The organism is Paraburkholderia kururiensis JCM 10599 = LMG 19447 (assembly GCF_003986935.1).
In the GTDB taxonomy this organism is placed as follows: domain Bacteria; phylum Pseudomonadota; class Gammaproteobacteria; order Burkholderiales; family Burkholderiaceae; genus Paraburkholderia; species Paraburkholderia kururiensis.
This window is the reverse complement of sequence record NZ_RJZE01000028.1, coordinates 98,624-116,780: the sequence shown is the minus strand read 5'-3', so window position 1 is coordinate 116,780 and position 18,157 is coordinate 98,624. Positions and strand designations below refer to the sequence as shown.

18 protein-coding genes are annotated in these 18,157 nt (G+C 65.2%); 8 read left to right on the top strand and 10 right to left on the bottom strand.

Translation table 11 applies throughout. The features are described 5' to 3' along the window. Positions 1-127, top strand: a 127-nt coding sequence (locus PKKP23_RS28150; protein ID WP_138721040.1) for an AAA-associated domain-containing protein, incomplete at its 5' end; no start/stop codon positions are given. Positions 128-136: 9 nt separating this feature from the next. On the opposite strand, the gene PKKP23_RS28145 is transcribed toward PKKP23_RS28150, so the two are convergent. From PKKP23_RS28145 to PKKP23_RS28135, 3 genes are all read right to left on the bottom strand, one after another. Further along, the gene (locus tag PKKP23_RS28145; protein ID WP_233411937.1) at positions 137-565 is read right to left on the bottom strand and encodes a lytic transglycosylase domain-containing protein; all 429 of its coding nucleotides are present in this window, start codon (positions 563-565) and stop codon (positions 137-139) included. A 138-nt stretch (positions 566-703) separates the two neighbouring features. Continuing rightward, a complete protein-coding gene (locus PKKP23_RS28140) occupies positions 704-1,159 on the bottom strand; it encodes a hypothetical protein (protein WP_126879317.1) in 456 nt (151 codons plus the stop codon). Between the two features lie 14 nt (positions 1,160-1,173). Then, positions 1,174-1,551 carry a hypothetical protein gene (locus tag PKKP23_RS28135; protein WP_017773221.1) on the bottom strand — a complete coding sequence of 126 codons (378 nt, stop codon included), beginning with the start codon at positions 1,549-1,551 and terminating at the stop codon, positions 1,174-1,176. Positions 1,552-1,852: 301 nt separating this feature from the next. Here PKKP23_RS28135 and PKKP23_RS28130 point away from each other — a divergent pair, with 301 nt between their 5' ends. Continuing rightward, a complete protein-coding gene (locus PKKP23_RS28130) occupies positions 1,853-2,443 on the top strand; it encodes a helix-turn-helix domain-containing protein (RefSeq protein WP_126879316.1) in 591 nt (196 codons plus the stop codon). Next, a complete protein-coding gene (locus PKKP23_RS28125; RefSeq protein WP_126879315.1) occupies positions 2,440-2,967 on the top strand; it encodes a GNAT family N-acetyltransferase in 528 nt (175 codons plus the stop codon). Before PKKP23_RS28130 ends, PKKP23_RS28125 begins: the two co-directional genes overlap by 4 nt. A 90-nt stretch (positions 2,968-3,057) precedes the next feature. Here PKKP23_RS28125 and PKKP23_RS28120 read toward each other — a convergent pair whose 3' ends face one another. Further along, positions 3,058-4,509, bottom strand: a complete 1,452-nt coding sequence (locus PKKP23_RS28120; protein WP_126879314.1) for an MFS transporter — start codon at positions 4,507-4,509, stop codon at positions 3,058-3,060. A gap of 114 nt (positions 4,510-4,623) precedes the next feature. On the opposite strand from PKKP23_RS28120, the gene PKKP23_RS28115 reads away from it, so the two are divergent. The 3 genes from PKKP23_RS28115 to PKKP23_RS28105 all read left to right on the top strand — a co-directional run bounded on the left by PKKP23_RS28115 (position 4,624) and on the right by PKKP23_RS28105 (position 8,078). Next, positions 4,624-5,511, top strand: coding sequence for a helix-turn-helix transcriptional regulator (locus tag PKKP23_RS28115; protein ID WP_126879313.1), 888 nt, complete (start codon positions 4,624-4,626; stop codon positions 5,509-5,511). A 76-nt stretch (positions 5,512-5,587) separates the two neighbouring features. Further along, complete coding sequence (locus PKKP23_RS28110; RefSeq protein ID WP_126879322.1) at positions 5,588-6,178, top strand: BPSL1445 family SYLF domain-containing lipoprotein; 591 nt, start codon at positions 5,588-5,590, stop codon at positions 6,176-6,178. A 229-nt stretch (positions 6,179-6,407) separates the two neighbouring features. Continuing rightward, complete coding sequence (locus tag PKKP23_RS28105) at positions 6,408-8,078, top strand: alkaline phosphatase family protein (RefSeq protein WP_126879312.1); 1,671 nt, start codon at positions 6,408-6,410, stop codon at positions 8,076-8,078. A 64-nt stretch (positions 8,079-8,142) separates the two neighbouring features. Here PKKP23_RS28105 and PKKP23_RS28100 read toward each other — a convergent pair whose 3' ends face one another. From PKKP23_RS28100 to PKKP23_RS28090, 3 genes are all read right to left on the bottom strand, one after another. Continuing rightward, a complete protein-coding gene (locus tag PKKP23_RS28100; protein ID WP_126879311.1) occupies positions 8,143-9,156 on the bottom strand; it encodes a lysylphosphatidylglycerol synthase domain-containing protein in 1,014 nt (337 codons plus the stop codon). Positions 9,157-9,253: 97 nt separating this feature from the next. Further along, a complete protein-coding gene (hpnI, locus tag PKKP23_RS28095; RefSeq protein WP_126879310.1) occupies positions 9,254-10,534 on the bottom strand; it encodes a bacteriohopanetetrol glucosamine biosynthesis glycosyltransferase HpnI in 1,281 nt (426 codons plus the stop codon). 258 nt (positions 10,535-10,792) lie between these two features. After that, positions 10,793-11,902, bottom strand: coding sequence for a GlxA family transcriptional regulator (locus tag PKKP23_RS28090; protein WP_126879309.1), 1,110 nt, complete (start codon positions 11,900-11,902; stop codon positions 10,793-10,795). Between the two features lie 184 nt (positions 11,903-12,086). Between PKKP23_RS28090 and PKKP23_RS28085 the strand changes: the two genes are divergently transcribed. Then, entirely contained in the window at positions 12,087-12,794 is a 708-nt protein-coding gene (locus tag PKKP23_RS28085; RefSeq protein WP_126879308.1) for a DJ-1/PfpI family protein, read from the top strand. Between the two features lie 91 nt (positions 12,795-12,885). After that, positions 12,886-13,170, top strand: a complete 285-nt coding sequence (locus PKKP23_RS28080) for a hypothetical protein (protein ID WP_017773232.1) — start codon at positions 12,886-12,888, stop codon at positions 13,168-13,170. A gap of 129 nt (positions 13,171-13,299) precedes the next feature. Here the strand turns inward: PKKP23_RS28080 and acnA are convergent, their stop codons facing one another. The 3 genes from acnA to PKKP23_RS28065 all read right to left on the bottom strand — a co-directional run bounded on the left by acnA (position 13,300) and on the right by PKKP23_RS28065 (position 18,112). Continuing rightward, the gene (acnA, locus tag PKKP23_RS28075) at positions 13,300-16,017 is read right to left on the bottom strand and encodes an aconitate hydratase AcnA (RefSeq protein WP_126879307.1); all 2,718 of its coding nucleotides are present in this window, start codon (positions 16,015-16,017) and stop codon (positions 13,300-13,302) included. 71 nt (positions 16,018-16,088) lie between these two features. Beyond that, on the bottom strand, positions 16,089-17,540 hold the full coding sequence (locus PKKP23_RS28070; protein ID WP_126879306.1) for a bifunctional 2-methylcitrate dehydratase/aconitate hydratase: 1,452 nt from the start codon (positions 17,538-17,540) through the stop codon (positions 16,089-16,091). Positions 17,541-17,575: 35 nt separating this feature from the next. Continuing rightward, positions 17,576-18,112, bottom strand: a complete 537-nt coding sequence (locus tag PKKP23_RS28065; protein ID WP_017773235.1) for a hypothetical protein — start codon at positions 18,110-18,112, stop codon at positions 17,576-17,578. Between the last annotated feature and the right edge of the window lie 45 nt (positions 18,113-18,157).

Below are 18,157 nucleotides of genomic sequence, written 5' to 3'. Positions count from 1 at the left end.
AGACTTCCTGTCGGACCAGGCGGCGGAGGAGACGCTCGATACGGTGATCGACTGGAGCCGTTATGCGGAGATCTTCTCGTATAACGACCAGACCGAAATCTTCAGTCTGGAGGATGTGGAGGCTTGATGGGGAGGCTTAATCCGACATCCCCCACGAGACCAGTACCGAATGAATGTTGCGCGCGTACTGGTCGCGTAGCTGCGGCGTTTCCGAGTGGTAGGCACCAATCGCCTGCCACGTGTTTCCGTGGCGAATCATCTTCTGCTTGAGCATCCACGCCGCTACGTAGATGTTCACGCACGCGTCCTTGAGCGCATTGGGCGGCACGCCATAGCGGCGCAACTCGCCGAAGTGCACGGAATTGATCTGCGTCTGGCCTACGTCCACGCTGCCGTCCGCATTTCGATGCACGGCATTTGGATTGCCCTTCGATTCGAACCACGCGATGGCGCGCAGGATGAGCGGGTTCACGCCTTGATAGGTGCCGGCGCGTTCGAAGCAGTTGTCGTCCGCGTGGTTGTCGTCCGCATGTGCGGCGGCGGGCGACAGCACGGCGACGGTCATGGCGAGCGAAACGAGACTGGATGCGGCGAAGCGCTTCGCCGCGAACAGAACGTGTTGCATGGCAGGGACCCCAATATTGCCTGACGGCTTCTTGCCGTCGAAGATTTCTTGCCGCTAACGAACGGCCACCCTCCACCCTCAGCGCGTCATGGCGACCGAAACGCCTTCGGTCGCAACCGACCGCTTGTCGTGCGGCCGTTCCTGCAACGCGGCGTCCAGCTTCTTTTCCATCGCGGCAAGCTGCGTGCGCGATTCGTCGGTGACGACGACACGCACCTGGACTTCCGGCGCCTTCTTCGCGACCACATGGCGCGATTTCTTCGAACGACGCGACGAGCCTGTGGTGGCAACCGGCGCCGACGTGTCTTCGTCGTCGCTGGCCGAGCCCGAGCCCGGCAGCGAGGCGAGCGACGGCACCGGCGGAAAGAGCTGGTTCGGCGCGGCGGCGGCCGTGGTCGGCTTGATGACGAAGGCCGACGACGAGCCACCTGACGCGGCCTGCGTCTGTGAAGGCGGCGCGCTAACGTTTGCAGGGTCGGCCGCGAATGCGGTGCCGCATGCGAGTGTGGCCGTGCAGATCAGGAATCGAAGCATAGGTCGGCCTCCGGTTACTCGGTCGGTTTGAGCTGGATGCTGTAGGGCTGGCAACTGCCTACGGCCACGTTTTCCATCCGCACCGACCCGGCTCGCTGCGAAGCAATGCCACGCTTCACGGACTGGTTCAGATACGCAAAGTCCTGCGGCAGCGCGGAAACGACAATCGTCGTGGGCTGCAACTGTTTCGACGCGAGCGCGCCGACCTTCGTGAGTACCGAAGTCAACTGCGGATCGCGGGCGCCGAGAGCATCCGGTGGTATGACGAAATCGACGAGCTTTGGCGGCGCGGCAGGCGTGTGGATGTCGGTACGCGCACTGGCGTCCTGATTCGGTCCCTGGAGCTGGGCACATCCCGCAAGGACGGCCACGACGACGAGACTGGCAAGCAATTTCACGGTTGTCCCCCACGCTTTGGACCTGCGTTATCGGCAGCAATGGCGAATGATTTACCCCTCCTGGGAAAATTTACGCAGCGGCAAGGCAGACAGCCTTTCCTCGCGACGGCGAACTGGTTTAAGCACCTACTGCGCACGTTCGCCAAACCTTATTCGTACGACGTGTGCGCGTTCATCGCCTACCGCCGTCAACCGCTTTCCTTAGACGTTTGCGCAGCGGCACATCCATGCCGCTCACGAACGCGCAAATTATGGTTCCTTCATAGTGGATTTATTTTCCATTAAACTGGAACGCATGGACGTCACCGAACTCATTGCGGCTCGCGTGCGCGAACTTCGCGCGGCGCACGGCCTTTCACTCGACGCGCTCGCCGAACTCAGCGGCGTCAGCCGCTCGAACATATCGCTGATCGAGCGCGGCGAAAGCAGTCCAACCGCGGTGGTGCTCGACAAGCTGGCCACGGCGTTCGGCGTCACGCTTGCGTCGTTGTTCGAAGAAAGCGCGGCTACGCAGGACGAACCGTCGCCCGTCTCACGCGCACGCGCGCAGACGGTATGGACCGATCCCGGCTCCGGCTACGTGCGCCGCCATCTGTCGCCGGCTATGCGTTCGCCCATTCAACTCGTCGAGGTGCACTTTCCGGCCGGCAAACGCGTGGCGTACGACACGGGGGCACGCGAAGTCGAGATCAATCAGCAGGTGTGGGTGATCGAAGGGGCGATGGAAATCACGTTGGGCGAAGAGCGCTGGCGTCTTGAAGCAGGCGACTGCCTCGCGATGCAGGTGGATCGGCCCACGGTGTTTCGCAACCCTACGCGCAAGCCCGCACGCTACCTCGTGGCGCTGACCACGCTTGCCTCCATGCCCACACGGAGAAACGGATGAGCGCGAACGTAACGGTGATGCGAGTCGGGGCCAACGAAAGTGCGGCATGCGTCGAGGCGCTGGCCGATGTGTTGATCGACTGCGTGGCGGGCGGGGCGTCGGTGAGTTTCATGTGGCCGCTGTCTCGCGACAAGGCCATCGCGTTCTGGCGCGACGTGGCCGAAGGCGTGGCGCGGAACGAGCGCGTGTTGCTCGTGGCGCAAGGCGAGGACGGCGAGATCGTCGGTACGGTGCAGTTGATTCTCGCGCAGCCCGAGAATCAGCCGCATCGTGCCGACGTGGCGAAGATGCTCGTGCATCGCAAGGCGCGCCGCCGCGGCGTTGCGCAACAGTTGATGGCCGCCGTGGACCATGCGGCGCGCGAAGCGGGCAAGACGGTGCTTGTGCTCGACACCGTGACCGGCGGCGACGCCGAGCGCCTCTATCAGCGCGCCGGATGGGAGCGCGTGGGAACGGTGCCGAACTACGCGCTCATGCCCGACGGCACGTTCTGTGCGACGACGTTCTATCACAAGCAGCTTTGAACGCCCGTTGTGCGCGGTACACGCACAACCAGGCAACCAGGCAACCAGGCAACCAGGCAACCAGGCAACCAGGCAGCGGCACGCACGTCGTCAGTCCACGGGCACCTGCGCCACGTTCACGGCCACGCTGATGCCCGCGTTTCGATCATGGCTGCGATACACCGCGGCGCAGGCCACCAGCACGAGCATTACGCAGAACTCCGCGACGAGACTCGCCGTTGCGGCATCGAGATACAGGCCGGAATGGTGGAGCGTCTGCGCGAACACAGCACCCAGGGCCGCAGAGCCCAGCCCGAACGACGCCTGTTGCACCGTGGCCAGCATGGCGCTGCCGGCGCCGGCCTGTTCGTGCGGCACGTCCGTGAGCGAGATGCGGTAATAGCTGCTCACGATGAACGCCTGGCCGGCACCAATCAGCATCGTGGCGGGTGCGAGATTCAGAATGCCCGGGTGAGGCCACACCTCATGCAGTGTCGCGATCAGTGCGAGCAGGCCCGGCATCTGGATCGCGCAGCCCAGCATCAACGTCTGAGTGCGTCCGAACTTTGCGACGGCCCGTGCGGTGAAGAGCGACGCGACGAAGTACGAGCCGCCCAGCATGATCAGCGTATTGCCCGAGTGAACCGGCGAGAGCCCCGCGCCCGCCTGGAGCGTGAGCGCGAGCACGAACATGAAGCCGCTCCAGCACGAGAAGAACAGGATCGCGACGACAAGGCCAAAGCGCACGCTAGGCAGGCGCAACAGCGTGGGCGGCAGCAGCGGCGATATTCCGCGGCGTTCCTGGACCAGTTCCGTCGTCCACAGCAGCACGATGAGCGGCACCGCCGCGACGAGCAGCGCGATGCACGGCGCTGACCAGTGCAGCGAAGGGCCCATCGAAAGCGGCAGCAGGATGGCGAGAATCACGAGCGCGAGCAGCAGCGTGGCGGGACGGTCGATACCTGCGGCGTGATCGCGGCGTGTTTCCGGAATCCACCGCGAGCACGCGAGGATGGCCGCGCACACCGGCAGGTTGATGAGAAACACGCTGCGCCAGCCGCTGCCCGCAATGTTGGCCGACACGAGAAAGCCGCCCAGCACCTGCCCCACGATGAACGCGAGCCCGCCGATGGCGCCATAAAACCCGATGGCGCGCGAATGGGCGTGGCCTTTGAGGCTCACGTGGATGGTGGCGAGAATCTGCGGCACGAGCAGCGCTGCTGCCACGCCCTGCAAGGCACGCGCCGCGAGCAGCAGCGCCATCGAATTGGCGAGCCCGCACAGCAGCGACGAAATGCCGAACAGCAGCACGCCGATGTTGAAAATGCGTCGCCGGCCGAAGTTGTCGCCCAGCCTGCCGCCCATCGCGAGGCACACGGCGAACGCCACGCCGTAGGCGGCCACCATGAGTTCGAGCCCGGTTTCGGTGGCATGCAGCGAATGGGCAACGGCGTCGAGCGCCACGTTGACGATCGAAAAATCGATTTGCGGAAGCAGCTGGCCAGCCAGCAGCACGAATAGTCCAAGCTGGCTGAGCTTGGGGTGAGGATTCTGCGCGGTCATCGAAAGCCTTCCTTCAATGCGTTTGGAAAGCTAGTATGGAGAGCGTTTTAGACTGGTACCAGAGTTTGTTTAGACTGGTATAAGTTGTGTCAGGCTACGATGGAGCGACCTCGAATGAATGCCACGCCGGAACTGTTCCTCGCCGATTCGCCGGACGAGGGCGATATCGTCGATACGAACCGCCTGCTGCAGCTGGCCGGCTTCCTGCGGGCCCGCCGCGAGAGTCTGGACCCCGCGCGGCTCGGGCTGCCGCGCATCGGCCGGCGCCGCACGCCGGGTCTGCGCCGCGAGGAGGTGGCGCAGCTCGCGGGCATCGGCATTACCTGGTACACGAAGCTCGAGCAGGGGCGCCCGATTCGCGTATCCGCGAAGGTGCTGGACGCTGTAGCGGCCGCCCTGCAGTGCAGCGAGACCGAAACGCGCCATCTCTTCACGCTTGCTGGCGTGACGCGGCCGGCCTCGGTGACCACGAAGCCGTCCTGCGAAAGGCTTTCGGAGGCGTGGCAGCGCCTGCTCGATCAGATGAACCCGTTTCCGGCGGTGATTCAAAGCGCACGGTTCGACATTATCGGTTTCAACGCGGGATATTGCAGGCTCGTCGGCATCGATCTCGCGACCATCCCGCCTGAAGATCGCAACTGCCTTTACCTCGCGTTGACGCACCCGACGTGGCGCGCGTGCCTCGGTGACTGCGACGAAGCGCTCGACCGCATGGTGGCGCTCTTTCGCGCCGCGATGGCCGAGCATATGCAGGACCCGGCATGGGAAAGGCAGTTGCAGCGCTACATGAATGTGTCCGCGGAGTTTCGCGAGTTGTGGCCGCGCCATCAGGTGGTCGGCATCGAGAACCACGTGAAGCGGTTCCGTCATGCCTCGGTGGGCGTGTACAGCATGCAGCAGACCAACTGGTGGTCCGCGGCGCAGAACGGCGTGCGCATGCTCGTCTACATGCCCGCACACGAAGAGAGCGAGAGGCTCTGGCGGCAACTTTCCGCGTCATAGTTGTCCAACTGGACACGCGGCAACGTTCGCGAACATTCAATCAACAATTACTCGTCGGAGGAAAGCACCCATGCCCATGCGTCGACGTCAGTTCATCACGGGTTCCAGCGCCATGCTGGCAACAGGCGCCCTTGCACTGGCCGGCTGCACCACCACGCCGCCAGGCACCGGCAACACGCAGGCCGACAACACCGAGAAGCGTGCCAACATCAACGCAGGCGTGGACGCCACATTGGCACGCCTCTACAGCACGGTCCACGGGTCGCAGGAGTTGGTCGCGAAGTCGCGCGGCGTGCTGGTGTTTCCCTCGGTCATCGCGGCCGGCTTCTGGTTCGGCGCACAGTACGGCGAAGGCGCGCTGCGCGTGGGCGACCAGACAACGGGCTACTACAGCACGCTGGGCGGTTCGTTCGGATTGCAGATCGGTGCGCAGTCGAAGGCACTCGTCTTCGCGTTCATGACGCAGGAAGCGCTGGACAGCTTCCTGAAGAGCCAGGGCTGGTCGGCGGGTGCGGATGCAACGGTTGCGCTCGCGAAGATCGGCGCCAACGGCAATCTGGACACATCGACGGCCATGAGCCCCGTTGAAGCGTTCGTGCTCACCAATGCGGGTTTGATGGCGGGCATCTCGCTCGAAGGGACGAAGGTGTCGCGACTCATGATCTGAGCGCGCCGCGCAATCGTCGAAGTAAAGCAAGCCAGTGCGGGTTAGCGCCTGCACTGGCTTTTTTGTGTGCAGAGCTTCGCCAACGCAGAGGCAATACGGATCACGAAATAACTTGTAAGAGAATGTAATTGAAAGTCCCGCTTCATCCACGGGACGTAATGGCCATGCAGATTGGCACCTCGGTCGGAGATGTTCCCAATAGTTCTACCAATAACGAACGAGGTGACGAATGGAACGGACATGGAAGCGCTCTGCGGTAGCCGCGGCCAGCGCGATAGCCCTTGGGCTCGCGGGCATGCAATCCGCGCAGGCTGCTCAGGACGAGCAGCATGAGCACCACGAAGCGAGGCAGGTGAAGCACGTGCTTCTCATCAGCTTCGACGGTCTCCACCAGCAGGACGTGGCCCGCTGCGTTGCCGGCAATACCTGCCCGAACCTCGCGTTGCTCGCTCAGTCAGGCGTGACGTACACCAACGCTCACACGCCGGGCCTTTCCGATTCGTTTCCTGGCCTCGCTGCGCTTGTGACCGGTGGTTCGCCGAAGACCGCGGGCCTCTTCTACGACGTCTCCTACGACCGCACGCTCTACGCGCCCTCGGACACGCAATGCCAGGGCAAGCAAGGCTGGAACGTCGTGTTCGATGAAACGACGGGCATCGATGCCGAGAATGGCGGCGCGCTCGTTCACCTCGATGGCGGCGGCGCCTTCAATCCGCAGGCCATTCCCAACGCGAAGATCAACGGCGTGTGTACACCCGTTTATCCGCACAACTACGTCAAGACGAACACGGTGTTCGAGGTCGTGAAGCAGCACATTCGCGGCGCGCGAACCGCGTGGGCGGACAAGCACGCGTGGGGCTACGACTGGCTGAACGGTCCGTCGGGCAACGGCGTGGATGACCTGGCTCGCACGGAAATCAATTCCATCGACCCCGCCACCGGTTCCGATTACACCGACACCTACAAGCACACCGAGCAGTTCGACGACTTCCACGTGGCCGCGCTCATCAACGAGATCGACGGCAAGGACTCCACGGGCAAGACGAATGCGTCCGTCCCCACGCTGTTCGGCACGAACTTCCAGACGCTCAGCGTTGCGCAGAAGGCAGTGGTCGCCAAGGGCGGCGGGTATCTGGACGCGAGCTTCACGCCGGGCCCGCAGGTGGCGGACGCCGTGGCGTACCTCGACAAGTCGCTGGGCCGCATTGTCGATGAACTGAAGCAGCGCAACCTCTATTCGTCGACGCTCGTCATCGTGACGGCCAAGCACGGCCAGTCGCCTACGGATCACACGAAGCTCGTGAAGAACGGCGACACGCTGACGGCGTTGCTCGAAGCCAACAACTATCTGGACCCGAACGGCAACTTCGGCCAGGCCAACACGAAGACCGGCAACCTCAATGACGGAAGCGGTCTGGTGGGCACGGGCTTCGTGCAGACCGACGACGTGGGCCTCGTCTGGCTGCGCGACCCGAGCCAGTTGAACGCCGTGGTGAAAACGCTCAAGGACAACCTGAGCTGCAACGCGCCCGGCATCTGCGCGGACGGCCCGCAGGCGTACATCCTGTACGGCCAGAGCGTGAAGGCGAAGTTCGGCGACCCGTCGCTCGGCCGCACGCCGGACATCGTCGTGCAACCGAATCCGGGCGTGATCTACACGTCGAGCAAGAAGAAGGACGAAGAGCACGGCGGCAACGCGCCCGACGACAGCCACCTGGGCCTCGTCGTGTCATTCCCGGGTCTGCACCACGCCGGCCGCACGAATCCGGACTACGTGCTGACCACGCAGGTCGCGCCGACGATTCTGCGCGCGCTCGACGTCGATCCGGATCTGCTGCACGCGGTGGCTGCGGAAGGCACGCGGGCGCTGCCGGGGCTTGGGCTGGGTCGCGAAGAGTAAGAGGATTGCGGCGAGGCGGCGGACGGGCCCGGCTCGTCTGCCGCGAGGCGACGCTATGCAGCGATCAGCGCCGCCCATCCATCGCGGCGGCCGGTGTGCGATACGAGCGCCGGCCGCCCGACGATTCGGCGAACTGCCAGGCGAAGAGCCCCGGCACGTAGATGAGCAAGTCGCGCACGCGCCGCGCGCCGGCAAGCGCGAGCGAGGTAGCCGGGTCCAGCCCGAAGGCCGAGCCGATCAGCACGAATCCCCCTTCCTGCACGCCCAGTGCGCCCGGCACGAAGAACGCGGCGCTGCTCACGGCCTGAATCAGCGATTCGATCACCACTGCCTCAAGGAAGCTGACGTTCGCGCCGAGGAAATGCACCGCAATCCAGATTTCGAGCGCGGTGCCGAGGCATTGCAGCGTCTGCCAGAAGAACACGTAGCGCAGCACCACGCCGTGCCGCCGCCAGACGAGCTTGATGGCGCGGTCGATATGCGCCGAACTTCCGGCGAGCGCCGTGAGCTGTCCGCTTGCCACACGGTTGAGCAGCTGCGAAAGACGCTCGAAGGGATTCGCGTGCTGCACGAGCGCGAACAGCAGGAGCACCGGGGCGAGCGCAAGCGTGCCCCAGAACAGGTTCGTGGCCAGATGGAGCGAGTCGCCCACTGTGTGCGCCACCAGATAGCCGATGGCGGCGATCGTGAACAGCAACTGGCTGATGAGCGTGAGCTGCATGTCGACCACGAGGCTCGCCATCGCCGTGGATGCGCGCAGACCGCGCTGGCGCAGCAGCCGGAACGACGTGATCTCGCCGCCAATGCGCGCCACCGGCAACATGCCGTTCACCGATTCGCGAATCCAGACGAGTTGCAGCATGCGCGCGAAGCTGGGACGGTTGGCGCCGCGGATCAGCGTTTGCCAGTCGCGTGCGTTGGCGAGCATCGGCAGCACGTGCACGATCGCGGCGAGCACGAGGCCTGGGCCTGCCGCGCGCATTAGCGCCAGTACGGCGCCGGGGTTGTCACGCCAGAAAAGCCAAAGGGAAATAACGAGTCCGGCAAATGCCGCGATGCGGCCGAGGTGTTTCTTCATGCCGCATCCGTGGGCAGTAATTCAGTCATTCGGTGTTTCCATCAGCCGGGCGTTGCGTCGGCCTGTCGGGCGGGGCTCATTGCGGTTCACTGCGGGCTCATTTGTCCTGAACCGGGTAGAGCAGGCCTTTGCCGTCCACCTCGAAGCTCACGCCCCGCCATATCACGCGTGTCGAGCCGAAACTCGCCACAAAAATGGCAAACGAGAGGATATCCCACAGCGGCAGCAGCCAGAGATCGCGGCAGGGTTGCCGCAAGGTGCGGTCCGCCTGGAGCTTCAGCGCGAGACGCGCCACGAGCGCCGCCGCCACGAGTGCCCACGACCACGCCGCCCCGCCCGCCAGCGCGAGTGCAACAAGCGCGAACGGCAGCGGATGCGTGAGCGCCGAGCCGAGGTGTCCCGCAGGGTCCACGGCGCGGATCGTGCGACTCCAGCGCAGTTCGTGCGAGACGAGCCGCCCGAACGTGGTTTCGGCACAGGCATGCGTGACGGCAACGGGCGGAATCGCTACGGTCTGGCCCGTGGCGCGTACCGCTTCGCCGATCGCGTGGTCTTCGGCCAGATGGTGCGCGAACGGCAGGTAGCCGCCGATCGCCTCGAGCGTGTCGCGCCGCATCGCAATGGTCTGGCCGAAACAGGGCTTCGCGAGACCCAGCGCGAGCCCCACCACTACGCCCGGCAGGAACTGGTAGTTGGTGGCGTTCGCCGACAGACGCGGCCAGAAGCCGGGGTCCGGCTCGCCGCGATAGGCGCACGTCACGAGCCCGACGCCGGGCCGCTGCAACTCGCCCACCACGTCGCGCAGGTAATGGGTGTTCACGCCGACGTCGCTGTCCGCGAACACCAGCACGTCGTACCGCGCGTGCGGGAGCATGTTCACCGTGTTGCTGATCTTGCGATTCGGCCCGTAGAGCCGCGAATCGATCACGACGCCAATGTCGGCCTGCGGATGCAGCGCGCGCAACGCTTCCACCGTTTTGAGCGCCGGGTCGTTGCGGTCATGCACGCCGAACAGGAATTGCACCGGCGCCGGATAGTCCTGCGCGCAGAAGCCTTCCAGATTTTCGAGCAGCGCATATTCATGCCCGTGCAGCGGCTTCACCACCGTGACAGGCGGGTAATGCGTGGGCGCGGCCCGGGGTCTCGCGAAGAAACGCGGCAGCAGCACAGTGGCCGCAATCGTGTAGCAGACGGCAAAGGCGGCGCACAGGCCGCAGGCGTAGCCGATCCACGTCAACGTGCTGGAAAGCGCGTGCGCCGCGCCTTCGGTCGCAATGAGCGCGCTCACGGCGATCAACCCCGCCGGGCCGAGGAGCCAGAGCAGGCTCGGCGAAAACGGCCATACCGGTTGGCGTTTCTGGGCGGGCTCTAGTTCCATCCGCTGTTCCCAAGGAGAGGGTTGGGTGAATCCCATGTCCCGGCACGCCACGAGAAAGCAATGGGCGGCAACGCGGGACGCAGGGCGAGGCGGTATTCAGCCATCCGTACTGCGACGCCAATATGAATCTTCATGCGGTTCGCGATGGGCGCCGGGCGGACGGAGGCAGAACGTGCGAGCAATCGGCACGCCATCTTACCGCGTAATGCAGGGGAGATAGGTTCGCGAGGGCACGTCGGGAGATTGTGCGGTGTCTTGTCACGTCGTTTGTGTCGGTTGGTCGGTCTGCGCGGTGGTGTGGGCAGCGGTGTGGGTGGCAGCAGCAGGCGCCGGCCGGGATCGGGATACGGCGGACGGCTGTTCTGCGGCAAACCGTTCGCGGTAGGCCTGCGGCGTCACGGCGATGGCGCGCATCAGGCTGCGCCGCAGGGTTTCTTCGCTGCCGAATCCGCAGCGCGCCGCAATGCGCTTGACCGGCAGCTGTGTTGCGCTCAGCAAGCGGCGTGCCGCCTCCACGCGCATCTGCTCCACGGCTCGGGCCGGCGTGAGTCCGGTTTGCTCGCGGTAATGCCGCATGAAGCTGCGCTCGCTCATGCCGGCGCGGGCGGCGAGCACCGCGACCGTGAGGTCCGAAGCGAGGTGCTCTGCCATCCACGCGTGCAACTCGGCGAAGCGCTCCCCTTTCTCCTTTTGCAACGAGAGCGCCGTGCTGAACTGCGCCTGGCCGCCCGGGCGCTTGAGAAACACCACGAGATGCCGGGCCACGTCGAGCGCGAGCTGTCCGCCCAGGTCGTCTTCCACTAGCGCCAGCGCGAGGTCGATGCCGGCCGTGACGCCGGCCGACGTCCATACCGCGCCGTCGCGCACGAAGATGGGATCGGGCTCCACGCGCACGGCGGGAAAGCGCTCGGCCAGTTCCGTGCAGCGCGTCCAGTGCGTGGCCACGCGGCGTCCGTCGAGCAGGCCGGCTGCCGCGAGCAGGAACGCGCCCGTGCAGACCGATGCGATGCGGCGTGCGTGCCCCGCGCGTTCGCGAACCCAGTTGGCGAGCGCCGTGTCCCGCGAGGCGGCGTAGACGCCGTTGCCGCCGGCGACGATCAGCGTGTCGCACGGCTCGCTTGCTTCGGGCAACGGCGACGCCCCAAGCCCAAGCCCCGCCGACGACACCACCGTGCCCGGCTGCGCCGCGATCACGCGAGGCGCGTACGGCAGCGGCAACCCGGCGGCACGCGAGAGTTCGTTCGCGGAGGCGAACACCTGGAATGGCCCGGTGACGTCGAGCAACTGCACGTCGGGGAAGGCGAGCAGGTCGATGGTGCGCGGGGCGGACGGCGGGTTGGCTTCGGCGGGTGGTGGTTGGGTCGGCATGGCGATGGCGGTGTGATGGTGGCGGCTTTGTGGCGGTTTCTTGGCGGCCTCTTGGCGGCGGCGCGGAGCGAAGCGCCGTCTGAACCGCAGGTTGGCGAAAACCGAGGGTTATATGGCAATACTGCCATACGGTCGCGGCGTAGAGTCGGTTCTGTCCATCCATCGCTTGAAAAAGAGGTTCGCCATGTCGCTACAGATCGGTCTTTTGGTGTTTCCCCGCGTGCAGCAGCTTGACCTGACAGGTCCGTACGACGTGTTCGCGTCGCTGCCCGACGCCGCCGTCCATCTCGTCTGGAAGGACCGCGCGCCGCTCACGTCCAGCAGCGGTCTTGTGCTCGTGCCGGATACGACGTTCGATGCGTGTCCGCCGCTCGACGTCATCTGCGTGCCCGGCGGCGCGGGCGTGGGCGCGCTGATGGAAGATGCCGAGGTGCTCGACTTCCTGCGCCGGCAGGCGAGCGCCGCTCGCTTCGTGACCTCGGTCTGCACGGGCGCACTGGTGCTCGGTGCGGCGGGTTTGCTGCGCGGGCGGCACGCCACCACGCACTGGGCCTTCCACGAACTGCTGGAGCCGCTGGGCGCGATTCCCGTGCGCGAGCGCGTGGTGCGCGACGGCAACCTTTTCACCGGCGGCGGTGTGACGGCCGGCATCGATTTCGCGCTGACGCTGGCGAGCGAACTCGTGGACGAGGACACCGCCCAGGCCGTGCAGCTGCAGCTCGAATACGCGCCGGCGCCGCCTTTCAACGCAGGGCGGCCCGACACGGCACCCGCCGCGGTGGTGGCTGAGGCGCGCGAGCGCGGGGCCGCGCTGTTCGCGCAGCGCAAGGCGATCGTGGACCGCGTCGCGGCGAAGCTCGAAGCGGCGTGGTCCGAAGGGCGTGTGGCATAAGGCGGCAGCGCGTGGGTCGCCCTACGTCGATGCGCCTGGCGTTGCGGGCTCAGGCTAGACTTCCCGTTGCCCAAGTAAGGAGGAGCGCCCGATGCAACGCAAAATGCTCAACGCTTCGCGCTTGCAGGAAGAAGTGACCCGGCGCCTCGGCCGCATCCACAACATCGCCGACGAGGGTGTGAAGATCAGCGTGCCGCGCCCGCAGTTGCAGGAGCCCGACGCGACGGGCTGCAACTGGACCATGAAGCATTTCGGCAACGCAGCCGGTTTCGAGCGCGACATCGAAGCCGTGTTGAAGGCGGTGCGCGCCGAATACAACCTCGCGACGGAAAAGAAGGACGCCGGCAATCCGTTCGGGGATTTTCCCGGCGGTTGAGCGCGCCGAGGTCGCTGCGGCGAGATTTACCGCCAGTCGACCCACTAAAAGCGCACGAAAAAAAGCCCGACAGAGTCGGGCTTCAAGAACTGGCTGCACCCCGTGCGGGGCGCAGCACCTGCAAAACGCTTACGCGGCGAGCAGTTGGCGCAGCACGAACGGCAGAATGCCGCCGTGCTTGTAGTAGTCCACCTCGATCGGCGTGTCGATACGCAGCAGCACCGCCACGCGTTGTTGCGTGCCGTCCTTGCGATTGATCACGAGCGTCACTTCCTGTTGCGGCTTGAAGTTGTCGCCCAGACCTTCGACGTCGAACGTTTCATCGCCGGTGATGCCGAGCGACTGGATGCTGTCCGCACCCTTGAACTGCAGCGGCAGCACGCCCATGCCCACGAGGTTGGAGCGATGGATGCGCTCGAAGCTGCGCGCCACCACGGCCTTCACGCCCAGCAGCTGCGTGCCCTTCGCGGCCCAGTCGCGCGACGAACCCGTGCCGTATTCCTCGCCTGCCAGCACCACGGTGGGCGTGTCTTCGGCGATGTACTTCATGGCGGCGTCGTAGATCGACATCTGTTCGCCGCTCGGCTGGTGGATCGTCAGGCCGCCTTCCACGCGGGTGCCGTCCGCCTTCGCCGGGATCATGAGGTTCTTGATGCGCACGTTCGCGAAGGTGCCGCGCATCATCACGTCATGGTTGCCGCGGCGTGAGCCGTAGCTGTTGAAGTCGGCCTTCTGCACGCCGTTTTCCTTCAGCCACTTGCCTGCGGGCGAGTCTTCCTTGATCGAGCCGGCGGGGCTGATGTGGTCGGTCGTCACCGAGTCGCCGAAGATGCCGAGCGCGCGCGCGCCCTTGACGGTCGGAATCGAAGCGGCCGGCTGCATCGAGAAGTCTTTGCCGAAGAACGGCGGCTCCGCGATGTAGGTGGACTTCGGCCAGTCGTAGACCTGGCCCGCCTCGCCCTCGATCTTGCTCCACAGGTCGCCCTTCTTCGTGAGCTGCGCGTAGTTCTTCTGGAACGCGTCGGCGTCCAGCGCGAACTTGAGCAGCGCGTTGACTTCGTCGCTCGACGGCCAGATGTCGCCGAGGTAGATGTCGCGGCCGCCCTTGCCCTTGCCGACCGGCTCGGTCATGAGGTCGCGCGTGATGTTGCCCGCAATCGCGTAGGCCACGACGAGCGGCGGCGAAGCGAGGAAATTCGCGCGGATGTTCGGGTGAATGCGCGCTTCGAAGTTGCGGTTGCCCGACAGCACCGCGGCCGCGACGATGTCGTTCTTCGTGATGGCTTCGTTGAGCGCCGGGGTGAGGTCGCCCGCGTTGCCGATACAGGTCGTGCAGCCGTAGGCCGCCACTTCGAAGCCGAGCTTCGAGAGGTACGGCAGGAGGCCCGTCTTCGTCAGGTATTCGGTGACGATGCGCGACCCCGGCGCCAGCGACGTCTTGATGTGCGGGGCCACCGTGAGGCCGGCTTCCACGGCCTTCTTCGCGAGCAGACCGGCGGCGAGCAGCACGCTCGGGTTCGACGTGTTCGTGCACGACGTGATGGCGGCAATCAGCACGTCGCCGTTCTTCACTTTCACGCCGTCCGAGGTGGTGTATTCGGTGTTCAGGTCGTCGGCCTTCTTCGCGAAGCCGTTCTCCGCGACGGGCTTCGAGAACAGGTCGGTGAAGGTGGACTTCACGTGGCCGATCTCGATGCGGTCCTGCGGACGCTTCGGACCTGCCAGCGAGGGCGCCACCGTGGCCAGGTCGAGCGTGAGCGTCTTCGTGTAGTCGATCTGGCCGGCCTTCGGAATGCCGAAGAGCTGCTGCGCCTTGAAGTAGTTCTCGAAGGCGGCGATTTCGGCTTCGGTGCGGCCCGTGCCCTTGAAGTAGTCGATGGTCTTTTCGTCCACCGGGAAGAAGCCCATCGTGGCGCCGTACTCGGGCGCCATGTTGCCGATGGTCGCGCGGTCCGGCAGCGAGAGCGACTTCGTGCCTTCGCCGAAGAATTCGACGAACTTGCCGACCACCTTCTCCTTGCGCAGCATTTCGGTGATGGTGAGCACGAGGTCGGTAGCCGTTACGCCTTCGATCAGCTTGCCCTTCAGTTCCACGCCCACCACGTCCGGCGTGAGGAAGTACACCGGCTGGCCGAGCATGCCGGCTTCGGCTTCGATGCCGCCCACGCCCCAGCCCACCACGCCGATGCCGTTGATCATCGTCGTGTGGCTGTCCGTGCCGACGAGCGTGTCCGGGTAGTAGACGGAGTCGCCGTTATCGGCCTTCTTGTGCACGCCGCGCGCGAGGTATTCGAGGTTCACCTGGTGGACGATGCCCACGCCCGGCGGCACGACCTTGAACGTGTCGAATGCCTGCATGCCCCACTTCATGAACTGGTAGCGCTCGTTATTGCGCTGGAATTCCAGCTTCATGTTGAGATCGAGCGCGTCTTTCCGGCGGAAGTAGTCGATCTGCACCGAGTGGTCGACCACGAGATCCACCGGCACGAGCGGCTCGATCGCCTTCGGGTCTTTGCCGGCGCGGTTCGCGACGCCGCGCATGGCCGCGATGTCGGCGAGCAGCGGCACGCCGGTGAAGTCCTGCAGCACGACGCGTGCGACGACGAACGGAATTTCGTCCACGCGCGCGGCGTTCGGCTTCCACTTCGCGAGCTGTTCGATGTGTTCTTCCGCGATCTTCTTGCCGTCGTAGTTGCGCAGCACCGACTCGAGCACGATGCGGATGGAGACCGGCAGCCGCTCGATCTTCACGCCGAGCGCCTTGCCGAGTTGCGGCAGGGAGTAGAACTTCCCTTTGCCGGAACCGCTGTCGAATTCCTTGAGCGTTTTGTGGAGGTTATGGGCCATGGTGTTTTCCTTCGTTTAATCGCGGAAATGACATTGCTACACGTTTGCCTGGTACACGTTCAAATGCGAACTCAAATGACGTACAGATCGACGTACTCGTTGACCGGCATGGCTTCGAGCCGGGCCTGATCGAGCGACGCGTCGAGAATTGCCTGCTGCTGTTTGCCCGGGAAGCGGCGCGCCAGATTCGTCCTGAACTTCTCGACGAGCAGCGGGATGCCTTCGGCGCGGCGGCGCTTGTGGCCGATGGGGTATTCGACCACGACTTCGGGGAGCGTCGTGCCGTCGGTGAACTCGATGGTCAACGCATTGGCGATGGAGCGCTTGTCCGGGTCGTGATAATCCTTCGTGAACTGCGGGTCTTCCACGCATTGCATCTTCGCGCGCAGTGCGTCGATGCGCGGGTCGGCGGCCACGCTGTCTTCGTAATCCGCCGCCGTGAGCCGGCCGAAGATGAGCGGCACGGCGACCATGTACTGGATGCAGTGGTCGCGGTCCGCCGGGTTGGCGAGCGGCCCTTGCTTGTCGATGATGCGGATCGCGGCCTCGTGGGTGCGGATCGTGATCTTCGCGATGTCGTCGACGGAACGGCCCAGCGACTGCAACTGGCCGTGCAGCGCCATGGCCGCTTCGGCTGCGGTCTGGGCGTGGAATTCGGCGGGAAACGAGATCTTGAAGAGCACATTCTCCATCACGTACGAGCCGTACGGACGCTGAAAGCGGAACGGATTGCTCTTGAAGAGCACGTCGTAGAAGCCCCACGTTTTCGCGGTGAGCACCGACGGGTAGCCCATCTCGCCGGTCTTCGCGATCAGCGCGAGACGCACGGCGCGCGAAGTGGCGTCGCCTGCGGCCCACGACTTGCGCGAACCGGTGTTCGGCGCATGCCGATAGGTGCGCAGCGCCTGGCCGTCGACGAAGGCGAGCGAAACGGCGTTGATCAGTTCGTCGCGCGTGAGGCCGAGCAGTTGGCCGACCACGGCGGTGGAAGCCACCTTCACGAGCAGCACGTGGTCGAGGCCGACCTTGTTGAACGAGTTTTCCAGCGCGATGCAGCCCTGGATCTCGTGCGCCTTCACCATGGCGACCAGCACGTCGCGCATGACGAGCGGCGGCTTGCCCGCGGCTACGGCGGTGCGCGAAAGCCAGTCGGCCGTGGCGAGGATGCCGCCCAGGTTGTCCGACGGATGGCCCCACTCGGCGGCGAGCCACGTGTCGTTGAAATCGAGCCAGCGGATCATCGCGCCGATGTTGAAGGCGGCCTGAACGGGGTCCAACTGGAATGGCGTGCCGGGCACCTTCGCGCCGTGGGGCACGATCGTGCCGGACACGACCGGGCCCAGCAGCTTGGTGCAGGCAGGGTAGGAGAGCGCTTCGAGTCCGCAGCCGAGCGTGTCGATGAGGCAATGACGCGCCGTCTCCAGCGCGAGCGCGCTGTCGAGACGGTAATCCAGCACGTAATCGACCATGTCGGTCAGTACGTGGTCCGGCTGGGGCCGGACGTTGGAAATCGGCGCGGACATCGTGGCTTTCCGTTGAATCGCTCGAGGCGCTCCGCTTACTGGCTTGCGCCCACCGGTGCAGCAGCGCCGGTGCCTGCGCGGTTCAGCGCGTTGGCCTGCGTCGGCGCCGGCGAGCCTTGTTCCATGGCCAGCGTCTTGCATTCGTCGGCGAGACGCGAGCTGTCCTTGTCCGAGAACAGCATGGCCTTGGCCGGGATCACGACGAGGTCCAGACCGCTGGCGGCGTCGTGGAAACGGTCTGCGCCCGTGGTGGTCACTTCGCGCGGCAGTCGGTAATTCTTGTTGCCCCAGTGAACCGTCACGATCTGGTCGCGCTTCATGTCGCCCTGAAGCATGAACGACAGACCTTCGTTACAGGACCACTTTTCCGAGCCGTCCGGAATCGGATCGACCTTCGCTTCCTTGGCGGGGTTCGGCTTGCGCTTGATCAGGCGGCGCTTCGGCGCGGGTGCCTTCGGCTTGGCGGCCGGCTTGGCCGTCGACGTGCCGCCCTGGGCGAGCGCATCGGTGCCGGTCAGCAGCAACGTCGAGGAAAGGACGCCGACAACGGTGGCGATCAGCAGTTTCTTCATGAGAGTGAGCCTTTCTATCTAATCAGTTAAACGTGAACGACCGAG

Bases quoted from the DNA above. Each gene is read 5' to 3' on its own strand.
- PKKP23_RS28145 (WP_233411937.1), bottom strand. From the start codon at position 565: ATGACCGTCGCCGTGCTGTCGCCCGCCGCCGCACATGCGGACGACAAC.
- PKKP23_RS28140 (WP_126879317.1), bottom strand. From the start codon at position 1,159: ATGCTTCGATTCCTGATCTGCACGGCCACACTCGCATGCGGCACCGCA.
- PKKP23_RS28130 (WP_126879316.1), top strand. From the start codon at position 1,853: ATGGACGTCACCGAACTCATTGCGGCTCGCGTGCGCGAACTTCGCGCG.
- PKKP23_RS28125 (WP_126879315.1), top strand. From the start codon at position 2,440: ATGAGCGCGAACGTAACGGTGATGCGAGTCGGGGCCAACGAAAGTGCG.
- PKKP23_RS28120 (WP_126879314.1), bottom strand. From the start codon at position 4,509: ATGACCGCGCAGAATCCTCACCCCAAGCTCAGCCAGCTTGGACTATTC.
- PKKP23_RS28115 (WP_126879313.1), top strand. From the start codon at position 4,624: ATGAATGCCACGCCGGAACTGTTCCTCGCCGATTCGCCGGACGAGGGC.
- PKKP23_RS28110 (WP_126879322.1), top strand. From the start codon at position 5,588: ATGCGTCGACGTCAGTTCATCACGGGTTCCAGCGCCATGCTGGCAACA.
- PKKP23_RS28105 (WP_126879312.1), top strand. From the start codon at position 6,408: ATGGAACGGACATGGAAGCGCTCTGCGGTAGCCGCGGCCAGCGCGATA.
- PKKP23_RS28100 (WP_126879311.1), bottom strand. From the start codon at position 9,156: ATGAAGAAACACCTCGGCCGCATCGCGGCATTTGCCGGACTCGTTATT.
- hpnI (WP_126879310.1), bottom strand. From the start codon at position 10,534: ATGGAACTAGAGCCCGCCCAGAAACGCCAACCGGTATGGCCGTTTTCG.
- PKKP23_RS28090 (WP_126879309.1), bottom strand. From the start codon at position 11,902: ATGCCGACCCAACCACCACCCGCCGAAGCCAACCCGCCGTCCGCCCCG.
- PKKP23_RS28085 (WP_126879308.1), top strand. From the start codon at position 12,087: ATGTCGCTACAGATCGGTCTTTTGGTGTTTCCCCGCGTGCAGCAGCTT.
- PKKP23_RS28080 (WP_017773232.1), top strand. From the start codon at position 12,886: ATGCAACGCAAAATGCTCAACGCTTCGCGCTTGCAGGAAGAAGTGACC.
- acnA (WP_126879307.1), bottom strand. From the start codon at position 16,017: ATGGCCCATAACCTCCACAAAACGCTCAAGGAATTCGACAGCGGTTCC.
- PKKP23_RS28070 (WP_126879306.1), bottom strand. From the start codon at position 17,540: ATGTCCGCGCCGATTTCCAACGTCCGGCCCCAGCCGGACCACGTACTG.
- PKKP23_RS28065 (WP_017773235.1), bottom strand. From the start codon at position 18,112: ATGAAGAAACTGCTGATCGCCACCGTTGTCGGCGTCCTTTCCTCGACG.